The organism is Embleya sp. L77 (assembly GCF_055557415.1).
The window spans coordinates 1,558,401-1,573,557 of sequence record NZ_CM145710.1 but is presented as its reverse complement, the minus strand read 5'-3'; the positions used below and the strand labels follow the sequence as shown (position 1 = coordinate 1,573,557).

The following is a 15,157-nucleotide window of genomic DNA, read 5'->3' as shown; positions in this document are numbered from 1 at the left end:
CGTGGCCATCGACGTATTGGTGGTGGACGACCAGCCGTTGTTGCGCATGGCGTTCACGATGGTCCTGGACGCCCAGGACGACATGACCCTGGCCGGTGAGGCCGACTGCGGCGAGGAGGCGGTCCGGCTGGCCGAGCGGCTGCGCCCGGACGTGGTGCTGATGGACGTGCGGATGCCCGGCATGGACGGCATCGAGGCGACCCGGCTGATCAGCGAGCGCTGCCCGGAGACCAAGGTGCTCATCCTGACCACGTTCGACCTGGACGAGTACGCCTTCGCCGGACTGCGCGCGGGCGCCTCCGGTTTCCTGCTCAAGAACGCGCTGCCCGCCGAACTCCTGGGCGCGATCCGCTCGGTGGCGGCGGGCGATGCGGTGGTCGCACCGCGGATCACCCGCCGGCTGTTGGAGACCTTCGCGCACCGCCTGCCGCACCACGACGTCACACCCGGCGCGGAGGACCCGCGGCTCGCCCAGTTGACCGAGCGCGAACGCGGCGTGCTGATCGAGGTCGCACGCGGCCTGTCCAACGCCGAGATCGCCGCGCGCCTGCACCTGTCGGACGCCACGATCAAGACGCATGTGAGCCGGGTGCTGGCCAAACTCGGCGTCCGCGACCGGGTGCAGGCGGTGGTGGTCGCCTATGAGAGCCGCCTGGTGCAGCCGTTGTGAGCCCCCGGCGCCGCGACGGGTCGGTACGTCCCGACCCCTCGCGGCGCCGGCGGATTCCACGCCGCCGGGCCCGACCCGGCCCCGGTCGGGCTCGGCGGCCCGGCTCAGTGCAGCGTGCCGCCGGTGGCCGGGGTGCGGCCCGCCTTCATCACCACGGCCAGCACCACGCACACCACGCCGGCGGCGGCCACCGCCCAGAATCCGATCGTCCAGCCCTCGTCGGTGTACACCTGCGGGATGTCGAACGTCTGCGCGGGCGCCCCGGGTTGGGCGACGGTGGAGACCCGGTAGGTGTGCGCGGACAGGATCGCGGTCAGGATCGCCGTACCCACCGCGCTGCCGAACGACTGGGTCAGCGCCAGCATGCTCGCGCCGATGCCCTGCTGCTCCTGCGGCACCGCCTCGATCACCAGGTTGTTGGCGCAGGCGTAGTACACGCCGAACGCGAGCCCGTAGACGATGCCGATGATCAGCAGCACGCCCCACGAGCCGTGGAACATCGCGTACAGCGCCATCGACAGCGTCATCACCGCCAGACACGCGATGTACGGGCGACGCAGCCCCACCCTGGTGGCCCACTGGCCGGCCGCCGGTCCGGTGAGCATGCCCGGGATGGACTGCCACGTGGTGAGGTGCACGGCCAGCGCCATCAGGCTGAAGCCGAGCGCATAGCCGATGTCGCCCTGGAAGATCAGCCCTTGGCGCATCGTGTCCACCGGGATGCCGGCCTTGGCGGCGAAGCCGGCGATGGTGCCCTCCTTGACCACCTTCTCGTCGATCTGGGCCATGTAGGACACGGCGTAGAACTGCACGCCGATGATCATGTTGGCGAACAGGCCGATGGCCAGAACGATGGACACCCGGGGTGCGCGCAGCAGTTTCGGATCCATGATCGGGTCGGCGGCGCGGTGCTCCCAGATGTAGAAGGCGATCAGCAGGGCGATGCCGAGGACCAGGTAGATCCAGGCGGTGAACCGGCTCCAGCCCCACTGTTGCCCGTTGCTGAGGTAGATCAGGGCGAGGGCGACGCCCGCGCCGATCAGTACCGAGCCGAGCCAGTCCAGCCGCTGACGCGTCCTCAGTTTCGACTCGGGGACCACGAGCCAGAAGATCGGGATCAGCACGAGCATGTAGATCATCAGGAACCAGAACAGCGACCGCCAACTCCAGTGGTCGGTCAGCCAACCGCTGAGCAGCGGTGCGGTCAGTGCGGACACGCCGAATCCGGTGGCGATCACGCCGATTGCCATCGGCACCATCCGGCGCGGCATCAGGTCACGGATCAGTCCGGCGGCCACCGCCGCCATCGCGAACGCGACCGCCTGGAGGCCGCGGCCGACCAGGAACATCGCCCACGAGTGGGTCAGCGCACACAGGATCGAACCGGCCAGGAACGAGACGCTGCACGCGAGCAGGATCAGCTTCTTGCCGTACAGGTCGGCGAGTTTGCCGATGATCGGCGTGGTGGCGCCGCCGACCAGGCCGAGGATGATGATCATCCAGCCGATGTTGTTGCCGGCCGACGGGAAGTCCAGGCCGATCTTTTGTACGGCGGTGCCGATCATCGTGTACTGGAGCGGTACCACCTCGGAGAACAGCACGATCACGCCGAGCACCGAGAAGATCCGGAGCTTGGACGCGCCTTCGAGTCGGCCCGGGTCGGCGCCGCCGGCGGGTGCGGACTGGGGCGGCTGCTCCGGGGGCGGGGTGCTGTCGATGGTCTCGGTCACGCGATTACCTCCCGAACACGGCGTCGCCCGACGGCGGCGCGCTCGGTGATGGCCGGTGCGGCCTGGCGGATGGCGTACGGCATACGGATCGGAACCGGATGCTCCGCTTCCGAGTCGTTCACGTCGAGATCGACCGGCGACTGTTCCCCGGCCGACTCGACACGTGCTGACCTGCGTCTACGACAACCAACGGGTCCATCGGAAGGCGCGCCGGCCCGAGCCCGAGGCCGGGCGAAGCCCGATGGATCAGGCTCCGGTTCGGCGCCTGGTGCACCTTGGCACGAACCGGCCCAGCTGTGAAGCCATCATGACCAACATGGTCATGATGGCTTCGACTCCCACCCGAACGACTACACACGGTGACCCGAACCGGGACCTTCCCGACCCCGGGACGCCGCCCCGGACGCGCCCGGGCGTGGGTGAATCCCCGCGGCGCGGTGCTCCGTTGCGGTGGGATCGCCGGAACCGGCCCGGTACGGGCGGGCGTCGACGGGTGGAATCGGGCGCGGTTAGCATCGCAGGGCTGTCTCGATGCATCCGCGCGTGCGTCCTGCGGGGCGACGCCGAGCCACGGAGAACGCCATGTTGAAGACCTTCGCCGACCTCTCCACGCCGTTGGTGGCGGATGCGTGTGTGCGACACGGTGTGCCGCTTCGGGTCGCGCCGCCGGGGATCGGCGCCGTGCTGCCCGGGCAGCGCATCGCCGGTCGGGTGTTGCCGGTTCGGCACTACGGCAGCGTGGACGTGTTCCTGGAGGCGTTCGGTGCGGCCGAGCCGGACGACGTGTTGGTGATCGACAACGGCGGTCGGACCGACGAGGCGTGCGTCGGCGACCTGGCCGTCCTGGAGGCCGAGGCGGCGGGGGTGGCGGCGCTGGTGGTGTGGGGGTTGCACCGCGACACACCGGAACTGGTGGAGATCGGCCTGCCGGTGTTCAGCTACGGCAGTTTCCCGCCCGGCCCGACGCGGTTGGACGAGCGCGAGCCCGAGGCGCTGACCACAGCCCGGTTCGGACCGCACCTGCTGAGCACCGACGACCTGGTCTTCGGCGACGCGGACGGCGTGTTGTTCCTGGCCGCCGATCGGGCCGACGAGGTGCTCGCGACGGCCCACCGCATCCGCGACACCGAGCGCGAACAGGCCCGCCGGATCCGGGCCGGCGAGACGCTGCGCCGACAGACCACCTTCGACGACTACCTGGCCCGCCGCGCGACCGACCCGACGTACACGTTCCGCCGCCACCTGCGCAGCACCGGCGGCGCGATCGAGGAGTAGCCCGCCGGCGGCCGAACGGCGTTGCCGAGCACACCGACCGGGCCGCCGACGGGACCCGGCGCAGCCGACCGCCGACCGCGTCGACCGACCCGCCGTGCCGGGGTCAGGGCGCGGGCGGGTGGTCCGGCGGCTCGGGGGCGCGCGCGAGCGCCAGGACCAGGGCGTCGTCGGCGAGCCGCAGCAGGCCGACGTGCCGCATCAGGTCGTCGCCCAACCGTTCCACCGCCACGACCGGATCGGCGACGGCCGGACGCGCCTCGCAGAACAGTGCCCGGATCCGGTCGACCAGCGGATAGTGCCGGCCGGCCACGTCCCGCGCGTCCGCGAACCCGTCGGTCATCAACAGCAGCAGATCGCCCTCGTGAAACGGCACCACCCAGGGGCGCGGTGGCGCCGGATCCAGGTCGCCCAGACCCAACGGCACGCCGGGATCGGGGGGTTCGAGCACGTGCACGGCGCCGTCCGCCCGGATCGCCACCGGCTCCTCGTGCCCGCGATGGGTGAAGGCCACGTGTTCGGGGCGGACTTCGACCAGGAGCGCGGTGACGAACCGGTCCGCGGGCGCGTTCCGGCTCACGCTGGTGTCGATGCGGTCCGCCACGGTGCTCAGTTCGGGTTCGTCGTACGCGGCCTCGCGAAACGCGCCGATGGTGATCGCGGCCGTGCGGACCGCGCCCAGGCCCTTGCCGAGCACATCGCCGATGATCAGCCGCACCCCGAACGGCGTGTCCAGCGCGATGTAGAGGTCACCGCCGAGTTCGGCCTCCTCGGCCACCGCGAAGTAGCGCACGGCCAGGCGCAGGCCGCCCAGTTCGTCGCTCGGCGGCAGCAGGATCGCCCGCTGTGCGGCGACGGCCACCTCGGAGACGGCGACCAGGGCCCGTTCGCGACGGATGCGGGCGGCGGACAGGTACATGGCCAGCGCGGTCGCCATGACGTACATCCAGGTACTGACGTGGAAGAGGTCGTTGTACGCGGGGCCAAGGTAGCCGTCCCGCGAGGCCAACCAGTAGCGCAGGGGCAGCGAGATGCCGCCGATGACGAGGATCGCCGGGGGCGGTGCGGTGGCGGCGGCCAGGGTCGGCGCCAGGAGGAGGAACGGGTAGTAGACCGCCGAGGATCCGGTCGCCAGATCCACTGCCGTGACGACGACGAGAATGGCTACGGGCAGCCCGACCTGCCGGACCAGCGACCGGGTCGCCGCCCCGAGCCCACGCTGCGGTGCCAGGTTGCTCATTGTTGCGTCCATGATCGTGGGGAAGGCGGCGACGGGTCGGTGCGCGGCACCCGCCGAACAGGTGAAGCCGCCCGAACGCCCGCCGGGCGCCGCGGAGCCGCCGGCCCCGGGCCGCCGATTGCCGTGCCCGGGGGCGCTCCGTCGGCGCGACGTGCGTCATCCGAGCGGAACGCACGGGCCGCCGGGGTGTTCGTCGGTGGGCGACTACCCGGGCTGGGGTGCGCTCCGGATGATCGCGAAGGGAGCGCCGAAGGGGTCGGCCAACCAGCCGAGACGGCCGACCTCCGGGACGTCGGTGGCGGGCATGAGCACCGAGCCGCCGTGGCCCTGGGCCCGCTGCACGACATCGTCGGGGTCGGCGACCTCGAAGTACGCGATCCAGTGCGGATCCTGGCCGTTCGGGTCCGGCACGATGCCGCCGAAGGAGGCGTCCTGGGGGTCGCCCTCGGCCGTGGACAACACGGTGTAGGTCATCCCGGGCATCTGGAACTCCTGCGAACGCCAGCCGAACAGCCCGCCGTAGAAGGTGAGCGCCGTGTCCAACTCCACGCCGTGCAACTCGACCCAGGCCAGTGAGGTGGGCTCGCCCAGCAGCTCCGAGCCCCGGAAGGTACCGGGCTGCCAGACGGCGAAATCGGCGCCGGCCGGGTCGGTCAGCGGGGACATCCGACCCATCTCCATGACATCGAACGGCTCCACTCGAACCGTGCCGCCGCTCTTCTTGACGGCCGCGGCGGTCGCGTCGGCGTCGGGGGTCTCGAAGTACACCGTCCAGGCGGACGAGGCACCCTCCTCGGTGAGCGGACCGAGCCCGGCGATGGTCTTGCCCTCCTGCTGGAAGAGCCCGTAACCGCCGGCGTCGGGTCCGGCGGACTGGAAGTCCCATTCGAAGACGGCACGGTAGAAGTCGGCCGCCGCGGCGGTGTCGGGGCTGCCGAGGTCCAGCCAGTTCGGCGAACCCTTCACAAAGTCGGTGCTGAGCACGTCGCTCCTTCGCCGGGTCGATTCCGACCCAAATGACATATGTCGCTCTGACTTGTCCAGTCTGACTCCGGGAACCGGCGCCGGGCCGGCAAGCGCGCGGCGCCGGCCCGGGGGTGTCGCCGTTCCTGCGCCGTACGAGTGATGCGATCGCTCAAAGCGGTGCCAGGCCGTCGAAGATCTCGTGCAGGACGCGGTCGTCGCGGGTCGCGTCGGTCGCGGGGGCGGGCGCGTGCTCGGTGACGCCCAACCCCGCCACCGTGAACTCCGCGGCCAGTGCCCGCAACGCCGCGCCCAATCTCATTTGCAGGGCGGGCGTGGGCTGTCCAGGGCATTGGCGCAATGTTTGCCCCGGGTGCCGTTTGCCTCGGGCGTCGCCCTCAGGGGATGACCGTGACCGGCCAACGGGCGGAGCGGACCAGGCGGATCGCGAGCGAGCCGATCAGCCGGTGGCCGAAGCGTTCGGAGGCGCCGACCACGACCGCGTCGGCGCGCACCTCGTCGGCGACCTCGGCGATCTCGTGCGCGACGTCGCCGCGCGACTCGACGAAGCGGTGTCGCACCCGCAGTTCGTCGGCCCGGTGGGCGATGTAGCCCGCGATGTCGCGCACCGCGTCCTCGTGCGCTTGCTCCATCACCTCGGCGCCCTCGGGTGTGGTGGCGGCGAGCCCGAGGGGAGCACGGACGTACACCACGACCAACTCCGCGCCGCCGCGCCGGGCCTGGCCCAGGGCGTAGTCGGCGGCGCGGAGCGAGGTTCGGGAGCCGTCGACGCCGACCAGTACGGCCCGTGGCCCGTCCGTACCGAGTTCGAACGTCGGCGGCGGGGCGGGGCTGGTCACGAGGGCTCCTCGGGAAGTGCGGCGGGTCGCTCGATCGACCTTCTAGTCGGAGTCGGTGCCCTTGCGGTGCTCGACCACCGAGTCCGGGCCCGGCGACATGATCGATTCGTGCCCGTCGGCGGCGCGTACCCGATACGGCGGAGTGCCGTCGGGGCCGAGGACCTCGATGATCTCCACGAAGTGGTCCTGTCGGCCGACGACTCGGCCGTGGATGAGAAGGCGATCGCCCTTGGTGGCGTGCATGCGGCCTGGCTCCTCTGGGTGGGTGGCGTGCTACGAGACCCCGAGTATTCGAATGGTAACAGGATGATCACTTTGGGTGAGTGGAGGTGAGGGGGGTTGGAGGTCGGGCCGACCCGGCGACCGACGGGCGCAGGCCGTCCGCCCCCGCCGCCGGAAGGGGCGGTTCGGGGGCGGACGGCCGGGGTCTGTGCCGGGCCGAGCGGGCCCGGGAGGGAGGGGTCAGTGAGCCGCGGGGGCGGGGATGCGGCTCGGGGCGGGGGAGCCGGTCGTGAGCGTGGTCGCCGGGGCCGCGGGGCGCTCGCGGAGCAGCAGGGCGGCGGTCAGCGCGACCAGGGCGGCGGTGAGGCCGTGGATGCCGAGGGCCTTGGCGGTCGAGCCCTCGTTGCTCAGCACGATCACCATGTCGCCGGCGGGGATGAAGGACATGGCGAGCAGCGCCCAGCCCAGCGCTCGCCGGTGGCCGGTCAGCAGGAGCGCGAAGAGGATCAGCCCGCTGCCCAGATCCCGTACGCCCTTGACCGCCAGGAATGCGGTGCCCTCGTGCTCCGGCCAACTCGGCAGGCCGAACCCGGACGCGGTCGACTGCGGGGCGACCAGGTAGGCGATGCCGATGTACATGATGAACAGGCCGCCGAGTGCGGCCAGGGTGGTGGTGAGGTTCCTGACGTTCATGGTGGTCTCCCGTGAGGCGATGGTCCGGGTCGAGCGGTTCGTGAGCGAACCGTCGGTCCGGGAGGCGGTCTTCGTCGTCCTGGAAGAACTCTCGCCGGGGAGTCCTGGAAGTCTCATGGAAGCGACTTGGAGCCCGGTCCGCTGCGGCCCGGCGGGTTGACCGAGAAAGTGATTAGGGGCCATACTAAATGTTGTGGAACATGAACCGATGGCTGAGGACACCCCCACGCTCGACCAGGCGGCGTACCAGATCCGGCGCTACGGGCTCGATGTCGACCCGCAGGCCGTACTGGTCGCGGTGCGTCTGATGGCGGCCGGGGCGCGGCTCGGCCAGGCGGTCGAGGTGCACTTCTCCCGGTTCGGTCTGTCCGCCGGGCGCTACCGGCTGCTGGCCGCGTTGGAGGACGCCGACGGGGAGATGTCCCCTTCGGGGCTGGCGGACGTCCTCGGTGTGTCCAGGGCCACCGTGACGGGACTGATCGGCGGTTTGGAGCGGGAGGGTCTGGTGCTGCGCCGACCGTCCGCCGAGGACGGCCGCTCGGCCGTGGTGGTGCTGACCGCCCGGGGTGCGCGCAGGATGCGCGAGTTGGCCCCGGAGCACTTCGGTCGATTGCAGGAGATGGTGGGCGCGCTCGATCCCGAGGAGCGCACCGTCTTCCTGGACCTGCTCGGCCGGCTCGTCCGCGGGATCCCGGCGTTGACGCGCGAGCGTTCGGCGCACGAGGAGTAGTTCCGCACCATCCGTTCCCGTCGCCGCCTCCTCGGCGGCACGTCGCGTCCGTGCGGGGTGCCGCCGGGGCGGCGTTCGCTCGACCATATAATTAGGGAGCTAACTAGATGGCAAAAACGGAGGCCGGAAACCGCATGGGACGAGGCCGTTCGTCCGCCGGGGGCTCCGGCCCGCCGGCGTTCACGCTGTGGCGGGAGGTGCTCGTGGCGTACCTGGCTCCCGCACTCATGGCCGGTGCCGGCGGGGTGGCCACCGGGCAGCCGGATCCGGTCGTCGCGGCCTGCACCTCGATCGCGGGCACCTCGGCGATCGTGGCCGCGCTCGTCGGCGGCCGGCTGCGCCGGGTCGGTGTTCGACGCACCTGGCTGACCTCGATGCCGCGCGTGGTCCCGACCCTGGTCCTGGCGACCGTGGTCACCGCACTGGCGGCCCTGATCGGCTGGATCGTCGCCGGCCACATACCCGAAGGCATCCTCCCGCACCACGGCCCGTGGCCCGAGCGCCTCCGCCTCGATCTGCCGCTCTCGGCGGCCCTGGCCACCACCATCGTCACGTGGCGCTGGCGCGGGGCGATGCGGGAGCGACGACCGGCCGCATAGGCCGTGATGGCCGCACAGTCCGGATCGCCCGAGCGAGCGGATCCGGCCCCAGCACCACTCACCGGAAAGACAGGACAGGACCCTCATGATCGTCGTCATGGGCGCCACCGGCGCCACCGGAAGTGCCCTCCTGCACCGCCTCGTCACCCTGGGCATACCGAGCCGGGCGCTCACCCGCGACCCCGAACGGTTGCGGGCCGGCCTGGACGACGCGGCGCGTCGCCTGGTCGATGTCCGAGCCGCCGACGCGGGCGACCCGTCGTCGCTGCACGCCGCCTTCCACGGCGCGCGCCGACTGTTCCTCGCGATGGCCAACAGCCCCGCGCAACAGGAACAGGAGCGGTGCGCCATCCGGGTGGCCGCCGCCGTCGGCATCGAACACATCGTCAAACTCTCCGCCCCGGCCGCGACGGCGGACTCCCCGGTTGCGATCTCCCGATGGCACCACGCCATCGAGCAGACCCTCCGAGAGAGCGGTGTGCCGCACACGGTGCTGCGCCCGTACGCGTTCATGCAGAAGTTGTCGACGCTCGCGCCGATGATCGCGGCGCAGAGCGTCGTGCACGGGACGATGGGGGACGCGGCCTGCAACTACGTCGACTGTCGCGACATCGGCGACGTGGCCGCCGAGGTGCTGATCCGACCGGAACTCCGCGGGCGTACGTACACGCTCACCGGGAGTCGAACCTTCACCCACCCGCAACTGGTCGAGCTGCTGGGGCGCCTCCTCGGCCGGCCGATCCGCTACGTCGACCTGTCGCCCGAGGCCATGCGGCACAACCTGATCGAACGCGGCGGCCTGCCGGACTGGCTCGCCGCCCACGTGGTGGAGATCCGGCAACTGGCGGCGAACCGGCCGGAGGAGCCCACCGACACGGTCGCGCGCCTGCTCGGCAAGCCGCCCCGCACCTTGGCGGCCTACCTCGACGAGAACATCGGGCTCTTTCGCTGAGCGCGGTGCGTCGGGGTGCAGGACACCGCGACCGCACCGGCTGCGCACGCGCCCGACTCGACCTCACCCGGCTCGCTCATGCGGGCCGGCTCGGTGGCAGGGCGTGCAGGGTTCCGACGCCCACCATCGAGACCGTGCCGGCGACGGTGACCCGCTCCACGTGCTCGGGAGAACCGTGCGCGGTGATCCGCAGGCTGCTGGGACGATCGACGAACCGGCCTTGGGCGAGCCCGAGTTCCACTCCGTCGCGGGTTCGGCCGTGGCGCAGCAGGTAGGCCGCGACGCATCCGGCCGCGCTGCCGGTGGCCACGTCCTCCAGGAGGCCGTCGTTGTTCCAGTGCCGGCCCTCCGGTGCGTGCGCGTCCAGCACGTAGGCGAACCGGGCGCCGAGCGTGGCGAGGAGGGCCTCGAAGTCCGGATGTGCGATCCGGGCCCGGCCGAGCGGGCCGGTGCCGTCGACCGGGACGATCAGGTAGCGCAGGCCCGTGGAGACCACTTCCACCGGCAGCGTCGGGTCCAAGTCGGTCTCGTCCAGGCCCAGGGCCTGGGCGATCTCCGCCCGCCGTGCCAGGGCCGGTGCGGGGGCCCACTCCGGCCGGCCCTGGTCCAGCAGGGCCGACACGCGGCCGTCGGCATCGGCCCGGGTGCTCACCGGGACGGTCCGCTCCGGCAGGGCGATCGTCCAGTGGCGCTGCTCGTCGACGGCGGCGCCCGACCCGGCGTGCAGGACGGCGGCCGCGCCGAGGACCGGGTGCCCGGCGAACGCGAGTTCCTCGAACAGGTCGAACACCCGGGCCTGCACCGCGTCGCCGCTGCTCGAGGTGGTGACGAAGATCGTCTCGAAGTGCCGCAGCTCCTGGGTGATCCGGAGCATCTGCGCGGCGTCCAGGGTCGGCGGATCGACGAAGACCGCGAGGCTGTTGCCGGTGTAGGGGCGGTCGGCGAAGACGTCGACGTGGTGGTAGTCGATGGCGGTCGAAGGCATACCGCCGAGCGTATGGGCACCCCGGGACGAAGGGAATCTTGATATTTCCATGCCCGACATGATCGGTTATGCGGAAGGATCGATCGTGATCGCGCGGACCGGGCACATCGAGGCGGCGGTGCGTACGTGTGCGGCGTATGCGTCCGAGGGGTTCGCGTCGTGGACCAGGTAGTCGTCCTCGTCGAAGGAGAAGACGTCGGGCGCGGCGAAGACGCACTGGCCGTGGCTCTGGCACAGCTTCATGTCCACGGTGATGTGCATGAGGCAACTCCCTTGGCGGGTACGGTGGGTCAGGAGACGGGCGGGTTGAAGCGGGAGTAGTTCGGCGCACTCCAGCGCAGGGGGACGGCGTCGGCGATCTCCACCACGCCGGTGACGGTGAACTCGACCAGGCGCTGGGCGCCCGGCACCCGGGCGATCTCGTCCTCGTCCCAGAGGGTGCGGGCCGCGCCGGTCAGGTGCAGGGTCGAGCCGGTGTCCCAGCCGGGCACCAACAACCCGGCGGCCGGGTGGAGTTCCAGGTTTCCCAGGGTGAGGAACATGGCGTTGCCGACGTAGTCCGGCCAGCGCAGTACGTTCGGGGACAACACCTGGACGAAGCCCGGATTGCCTCCGCGGTGCGATGCGTCGGTGTTGCCGGACCCGTCCGAACTGGCCACGAAGAACGTGTCGGTGGCCCGCAGGGTCTGCTGTTGCGCCGGCGTCAGTGCGGTACCCCGGGTGTCTCCCGGTGCCGGGGTGGACCCCGACTCGGCGAGGAAGCGGAAGTCGCGTTTCTGGATGTACTTGGGGCAGTTGGAGATCACCTGGTCGAGATCGACGCGCAGGCCGCCGGTCGCCGGCGTGGAGCGGCCGTTGATCCGCATCCTGCGTCGCGAGGTCGGCTCGATGGCGATCATGCCGACCGCGGCCGGTCCGGCGAGCACTTCGGCGAGCGGGTCCTCGGCGAGCGGCAGTGCGTCGACGAGGAGGGTACGCGGGTCGGGGACGCGCAGGAAGCCGGGGTCGCCGACCAGTTGCGAGGACCAGATCCGACCCGCGGCGTCGGTGCCGCCGACAATGATCATGGGTTGCTCGGTGAGGAATGCCGCGGCAACCGGTGGGATGGACTCCCCGATGCCGCCGAGTGCGAACGACGCCTGACGGGTCAGGTCGGCGCGGTCCTGCACCGCGCGTTCCCCGCGGTGATATCGAGTTGCCACGGCATTCCCTCCGAAGGTGGTCGTGCGGGTCACGCCGGCCGGGCCGGCGCCGTGTGGGTGGGGGTCGGGATTGCGGGTCGAGAGCGTGTGGGGAACGGGCTGTCCGCCGGGGTCTCCGCAGGCCGGGGTCTAGAAGAAGCCGCAGGTCGGGGCGCCGGCGGTGGGCGCGTCCGCCGGGTCGGCGCCGGAGGGGGCGTAGATCTCCAGGCGGATGCCGTCGGGGTCGGCGAAGAAGATCCCGCCGGAGGTCCCGTGCTCGCCGTGCGGCACCACTCCCTCGTAGCCGAAGCGCGCGTCGAGCCCACGCAGGACCTGCTCGGCGGCCTTGACCTCGTCGATGGTCTCCACCTGGAAGGACAGGTGGTGCAGGCCCGGACGATCGACCGGGAAGCCACCCTCGCTCTGCTGCCACAGGGTGACCAGGAGCCTGCCGTCCCGGCCGAGGAAGGCGAACCGGCGGTTCGCCTCGTTGCCCTCGGCCACCACCTCGAATCCGAATACAGCCCGGTAGAAGGCCACGGAGTGGTCCAGATCGGTCACGTTCAGTCCGACGTGGCCGGTCTGAAGTGTCTTGAGATTGCTCATCGTTGCTCCTGGGTGCTGGGTGCTGGGTGCTGGGCGTGATGATCGAAACGGCGGTGGTACGTGCGGCGTGGGCACATGCCGGCGGCTCGAAAGCCGATGCCTCCGTCGCTTGATCTAATGATTGCATATATGTTCACCCATTAGAAAGTAGTAGTCGTCCGCATGCGTGATCCGGTCCGGACACGGCTCCGCCCCGGACGGCCGGGCCGTCCGGGGCGGGCTGTTCGTCGTCGGGTGAGCTCAGCGGCCCAGCTGGGTGTAGGTCTTGAACGTGTACAGGCCGTCCAGGGTCACCGAGTTCGAGTCGGCGGGCGAGGGCAGTGCGTTGCGGTGGTTGAGGACCGCGCCGAGCGGGCCGCAGTTCGTGGCGGCGGGGATCGCGACGGTGTTGTCCCACAACGTGCCCTTGAGGATGGGCGGGTCCTTGGACACCCATTCGTTGGGACCCTTGCGCATCATGGTCAGCCGGATCGGGTGCTCTTCGGTGCCGATCGAACAGCCCTGCGGCAGCAGGGGACCGCTCAACGCGAGGGTCACATCCAGGCCGCCGGCGGCGGTGCCGTGGGAGAGGAAGTCGAACCAACCGCCGTACCTGGTCTCGACGTTCACGCCCAACACCGGTGCCCGCTCGGGCAGTCCGGGGATGCCGAGCAGGCCGCCGGTCGCCGGGCTCGGCGTCGCGTGCATCGCGCCGAACACCTGTCCGGTCGAGCCGTCGGGCAGCGGGCCCTCGGCATGGGTGATGGTCATCGGGCGGAGCGGGACGGTGAGCCCGCCGAGTCGCATCTCCCCGGTGGAGACGTGCACTTCGCAGCGCCACTTGTCCGGGTCCGCGTTGGCCGGCAGTGCGGGGCAGTCGGTGAAGTCGAAGCCGGGCAGTGGTGCGGCGGCCGGGGTCGAGGCGGTGCGGGCTGCCGGCCGACCATCCGCCAGGGCCGGTGCGGTGCACAGTCCCACGGCGCCGAGCGCGAGGCTGGCGCATGCGGCGGCCCTGGCCAACTTGCGGTTTCTGCTGCGGTCCACGGTGATCGTCCCTTGCCTCGGGTGCATGACTGACTTCCCCCGAAGGTAGGGAAGTTCGCCCGCGGGCAGTATCCGGCGACCCCCAGAGCCGGCGCTGGTGCAGGCCCCCGCCCCGGTGTGGTGCCTGCCGGCGGAGCGAGCAGGGCGGGTGGGGGTGGATCGGTGGGTGATTCAGGCCAGTTGCTTGTAGTAGAAGCTGCAGTCCCGCAGCGCGCCGGTCGGGTCGGCCGCGTATCGCGGGACCACGCCGTAGCGGGTCCAGCCGGCCGCGCGGTAGAGGTGGTCCGCCGTGCTCTCGGTCTCGGTGTCGAGCAGCAAAAGGGTGGCGCCCGCCCGGGCGGCGGCCCGTTCGGCGGTCGCGAGCAGGGCCCGGCCCAGGCCGCGACCGCGCGCGTCGCGGTGCACCATGAGCTTGACCACCTCGGCGCGGTGCCGGCCGTTGGGCTTGCGCTCCAGGGCCAGACTCACGGTGCCGGCGACGCCGTCCGCGCCGCGGGCGACCCACACATGCAGGCTGCCGTCGGCGACGGCCGACTCCCGTTCGTGCCACCACCTCGCCGCCTCGGTCGCGTCGAACGGCGCCACGAAGCCGAGCGAGGAGCCGTCGGCGACGACGTCCGCGAGGAGGCCGGCCAGGCCCGGCACGCTGCTTCGGAAGTCTTCGGGGGTCAGCCGGGTGACGGTGTGCATCGAGGTCTCCATTACGGCAGCACGATCAGCAGGGCGTAGCGGACCGGATCCGGGCCGGGGCAGCGCAGGCGCGAGCGGCCCCACAGCCGAAGGCGCAGACAGTCCCCGGCGCGCACCTCGTGCACGCGACCGTCCGCGGTCATCTCCAGGACACCCTCCAGCACCCAGATGTGCTGCTCCAGCCCCGGCACGGGCGGTCCGTCGTAGGAGATGTCCGCGCCGGCCCGCAGGACACCCTCGACCACCTCGCCGCGCAGTCCCGGATGCGGCGGCGACACCGAGCGCCGGGTGAAGCCCGAGGCGCGGTCCACCCACACCTCCTGCCGGTCGGCCCGTACCAACTGCGAGGGCTCCGACTCCACTTCGGCGAGCAACTGCGACATGGTCCGTCCGTAGACCGCGCACAACCGGCCGAGCAGGGCCGCCGTCGGGCTGATCTCGCCGCGCTCCAACCGGGACAGCGTGGATCGACTCACATCCGCGCGGTGCGCCAACTCGTCCAACGACCACCCACGCTCCGCCCGAAGCCCGGCCAGCCGCCCGGCCAACCGAGCCTCCACCTCCTCGGGAGTGCCGCCCCCGGGCGTTGCCTCGCCGTGGGCACCCGGGCTTCTCGGATCAGAGGTGTTTCTCATATCAGAGAGGATATCCCGAATACGAGATGCGCCGAAAGGGGCACGGCGGAGCGCCCGGGCTCACCCCATGCCCCCGTGCCCTGTGCCCTGTACCCCCGTGCCCGGG

The 15,157-nt window shown here is 71.4% G+C and carries 19 protein-coding genes; 5 read left to right on the top strand and 14 right to left on the bottom strand.

The window, feature by feature from the left end; all coding sequences use genetic code 11:
* Position 1: 1 nt before the first annotated feature.
* Positions 2-670: a response regulator gene (locus ACZOOI_RS36750; RefSeq protein ID WP_020552163.1), complete on the top strand. Its 669-nt coding sequence runs from the start codon at positions 2-4 to the stop codon at positions 668-670.
* Between the two features lie 104 nt (positions 671-774).
* On the opposite strand, the gene ACZOOI_RS36745 is transcribed toward ACZOOI_RS36750, so the two are convergent.
* On the bottom strand, positions 775-2,400 hold the full coding sequence (locus ACZOOI_RS36745) for an MFS transporter (protein ID WP_465283904.1): 1,626 nt from the start codon (positions 2,398-2,400) through the stop codon (positions 775-777).
* A gap of 582 nt (positions 2,401-2,982) precedes the next feature.
* On the opposite strand from ACZOOI_RS36745, the gene ACZOOI_RS36740 reads away from it, so the two are divergent.
* Entirely contained in the window at positions 2,983-3,675 is a 693-nt protein-coding gene (locus ACZOOI_RS36740) for an RraA family protein (protein WP_465283903.1), read from the top strand.
* Between the two features lie 103 nt (positions 3,676-3,778).
* On the opposite strand, the gene ACZOOI_RS36735 is transcribed toward ACZOOI_RS36740, so the two are convergent.
* The 6 genes from ACZOOI_RS36735 to ACZOOI_RS36710 form a co-directional block, all read right to left on the bottom strand.
* Positions 3,779-4,912: a PP2C family protein-serine/threonine phosphatase gene (locus tag ACZOOI_RS36735; RefSeq protein ID WP_465283902.1), complete on the bottom strand. Its 1,134-nt coding sequence runs from the start codon at positions 4,910-4,912 to the stop codon at positions 3,779-3,781.
* Positions 4,913-5,116: 204 nt separating this feature from the next.
* Positions 5,117-5,896, bottom strand: coding sequence for a VOC family protein (locus ACZOOI_RS36730; protein ID WP_465283901.1), 780 nt, complete (start codon positions 5,894-5,896; stop codon positions 5,117-5,119).
* A 151-nt stretch (positions 5,897-6,047) separates the two neighbouring features.
* Positions 6,048-6,197 carry a hypothetical protein gene (locus tag ACZOOI_RS36725; protein WP_465283900.1) on the bottom strand — a complete coding sequence of 50 codons (150 nt, stop codon included), beginning with the start codon at positions 6,195-6,197 and terminating at the stop codon, positions 6,048-6,050.
* Between the two features lie 76 nt (positions 6,198-6,273).
* Entirely contained in the window at positions 6,274-6,735 is a 462-nt protein-coding gene (locus ACZOOI_RS36720) for a universal stress protein (RefSeq protein WP_465283899.1), read from the bottom strand.
* Positions 6,736-6,777: 42 nt separating this feature from the next.
* On the bottom strand, positions 6,778-6,978 hold the full coding sequence (locus tag ACZOOI_RS36715) for a DUF1918 domain-containing protein (protein WP_465283898.1): 201 nt from the start codon (positions 6,976-6,978) through the stop codon (positions 6,778-6,780).
* 219 nt (positions 6,979-7,197) lie between these two features.
* Complete coding sequence (locus ACZOOI_RS36710; protein WP_465283897.1) at positions 7,198-7,650, bottom strand: DUF4267 domain-containing protein; 453 nt, start codon at positions 7,648-7,650, stop codon at positions 7,198-7,200.
* A 208-nt stretch (positions 7,651-7,858) separates the two neighbouring features.
* Between ACZOOI_RS36710 and ACZOOI_RS36705 the strand changes: the two genes are divergently transcribed.
* From ACZOOI_RS36705 to ACZOOI_RS36695, 3 genes are all read left to right on the top strand, one after another.
* Positions 7,859-8,380 (top strand): MarR family winged helix-turn-helix transcriptional regulator, encoded by a 522-nt coding sequence (locus ACZOOI_RS36705; protein ID WP_465283896.1) that lies wholly within the window; start codon positions 7,859-7,861, stop codon positions 8,378-8,380.
* 107 nt (positions 8,381-8,487) lie between these two features.
* The gene (locus tag ACZOOI_RS36700) at positions 8,488-8,979 is read left to right on the top strand and encodes a hypothetical protein (protein ID WP_465283895.1); all 492 of its coding nucleotides are present in this window, start codon (positions 8,488-8,490) and stop codon (positions 8,977-8,979) included.
* A gap of 85 nt (positions 8,980-9,064) precedes the next feature.
* The gene (locus ACZOOI_RS36695) at positions 9,065-9,931 is read left to right on the top strand and encodes an NmrA family NAD(P)-binding protein (protein WP_465283894.1); all 867 of its coding nucleotides are present in this window, start codon (positions 9,065-9,067) and stop codon (positions 9,929-9,931) included.
* A 76-nt stretch (positions 9,932-10,007) separates the two neighbouring features.
* Here the strand turns inward: ACZOOI_RS36695 and ACZOOI_RS36690 are convergent, their stop codons facing one another.
* From ACZOOI_RS36690 to ACZOOI_RS36660, 7 genes are all read right to left on the bottom strand, one after another.
* Positions 10,008-10,916: a PhzF family phenazine biosynthesis protein gene (locus tag ACZOOI_RS36690; protein WP_465283893.1), complete on the bottom strand. Its 909-nt coding sequence runs from the start codon at positions 10,914-10,916 to the stop codon at positions 10,008-10,010.
* Between the two features lie 66 nt (positions 10,917-10,982).
* Positions 10,983-11,177: a ferredoxin gene (locus tag ACZOOI_RS36685; RefSeq protein ID WP_465283892.1), complete on the bottom strand. Its 195-nt coding sequence runs from the start codon at positions 11,175-11,177 to the stop codon at positions 10,983-10,985.
* A gap of 29 nt (positions 11,178-11,206) precedes the next feature.
* Positions 11,207-12,118: a pyridoxamine 5'-phosphate oxidase family protein gene (locus ACZOOI_RS36680; protein WP_465283891.1), complete on the bottom strand. Its 912-nt coding sequence runs from the start codon at positions 12,116-12,118 to the stop codon at positions 11,207-11,209.
* A 129-nt stretch (positions 12,119-12,247) separates the two neighbouring features.
* Positions 12,248-12,703: a VOC family protein gene (locus ACZOOI_RS36675; RefSeq protein ID WP_465283890.1), complete on the bottom strand. Its 456-nt coding sequence runs from the start codon at positions 12,701-12,703 to the stop codon at positions 12,248-12,250.
* A 240-nt stretch (positions 12,704-12,943) separates the two neighbouring features.
* Positions 12,944-13,726, bottom strand: coding sequence for a hypothetical protein (locus ACZOOI_RS36670; RefSeq protein ID WP_465283889.1), 783 nt, complete (start codon positions 13,724-13,726; stop codon positions 12,944-12,946).
* Between the two features lie 171 nt (positions 13,727-13,897).
* Positions 13,898-14,416: a GNAT family N-acetyltransferase gene (locus tag ACZOOI_RS36665; protein WP_465283888.1), complete on the bottom strand. Its 519-nt coding sequence runs from the start codon at positions 14,414-14,416 to the stop codon at positions 13,898-13,900.
* A gap of 11 nt (positions 14,417-14,427) precedes the next feature.
* A complete protein-coding gene (locus ACZOOI_RS36660) occupies positions 14,428-15,051 on the bottom strand; it encodes a helix-turn-helix domain-containing protein (RefSeq protein ID WP_465283887.1) in 624 nt (207 codons plus the stop codon).
* Positions 15,052-15,157: the final 106 nt, after the last annotated feature.

Excerpts from the sequence above, each read along its gene's own strand:
- ACZOOI_RS36665 (WP_465283888.1), bottom strand. The coding sequence starts at position 14,416 with ATGCACACCGTCACCCGGCTGACCCCCGAAGACTTCCGAAGCAGCGTG.
- ACZOOI_RS36715 (WP_465283898.1), bottom strand. The coding sequence starts at position 6,978 with ATGCACGCCACCAAGGGCGATCGCCTTCTCATCCACGGCCGAGTCGTC.
- ACZOOI_RS36660 (WP_465283887.1), bottom strand. The coding sequence starts at position 15,051 with ATGAGAAACACCTCTGATCCGAGAAGCCCGGGTGCCCACGGCGAGGCA.
- ACZOOI_RS36695 (WP_465283894.1), top strand. The coding sequence starts at position 9,065 with ATGATCGTCGTCATGGGCGCCACCGGCGCCACCGGAAGTGCCCTCCTG.
- ACZOOI_RS36735 (WP_465283902.1), bottom strand. The coding sequence starts at position 4,912 with ATGAGCAACCTGGCACCGCAGCGTGGGCTCGGGGCGGCGACCCGGTCG.
- ACZOOI_RS36710 (WP_465283897.1), bottom strand. The coding sequence starts at position 7,650 with ATGAACGTCAGGAACCTCACCACCACCCTGGCCGCACTCGGCGGCCTG.
- ACZOOI_RS36740 (WP_465283903.1), top strand. The coding sequence starts at position 2,983 with ATGTTGAAGACCTTCGCCGACCTCTCCACGCCGTTGGTGGCGGATGCG.
- ACZOOI_RS36700 (WP_465283895.1), top strand. The coding sequence starts at position 8,488 with ATGGCAAAAACGGAGGCCGGAAACCGCATGGGACGAGGCCGTTCGTCC.
- ACZOOI_RS36685 (WP_465283892.1), bottom strand. The coding sequence starts at position 11,177 with ATGCACATCACCGTGGACATGAAGCTGTGCCAGAGCCACGGCCAGTGC.
- ACZOOI_RS36675 (WP_465283890.1), bottom strand. The coding sequence starts at position 12,703 with ATGAGCAATCTCAAGACACTTCAGACCGGCCACGTCGGACTGAACGTG.
- ACZOOI_RS36690 (WP_465283893.1), bottom strand. The coding sequence starts at position 10,916 with ATGCCTTCGACCGCCATCGACTACCACCACGTCGACGTCTTCGCCGAC.
- ACZOOI_RS36705 (WP_465283896.1), top strand. The coding sequence starts at position 7,859 with ATGGCTGAGGACACCCCCACGCTCGACCAGGCGGCGTACCAGATCCGG.
- ACZOOI_RS36725 (WP_465283900.1), bottom strand. The coding sequence starts at position 6,197 with ATGAGATTGGGCGCGGCGTTGCGGGCACTGGCCGCGGAGTTCACGGTG.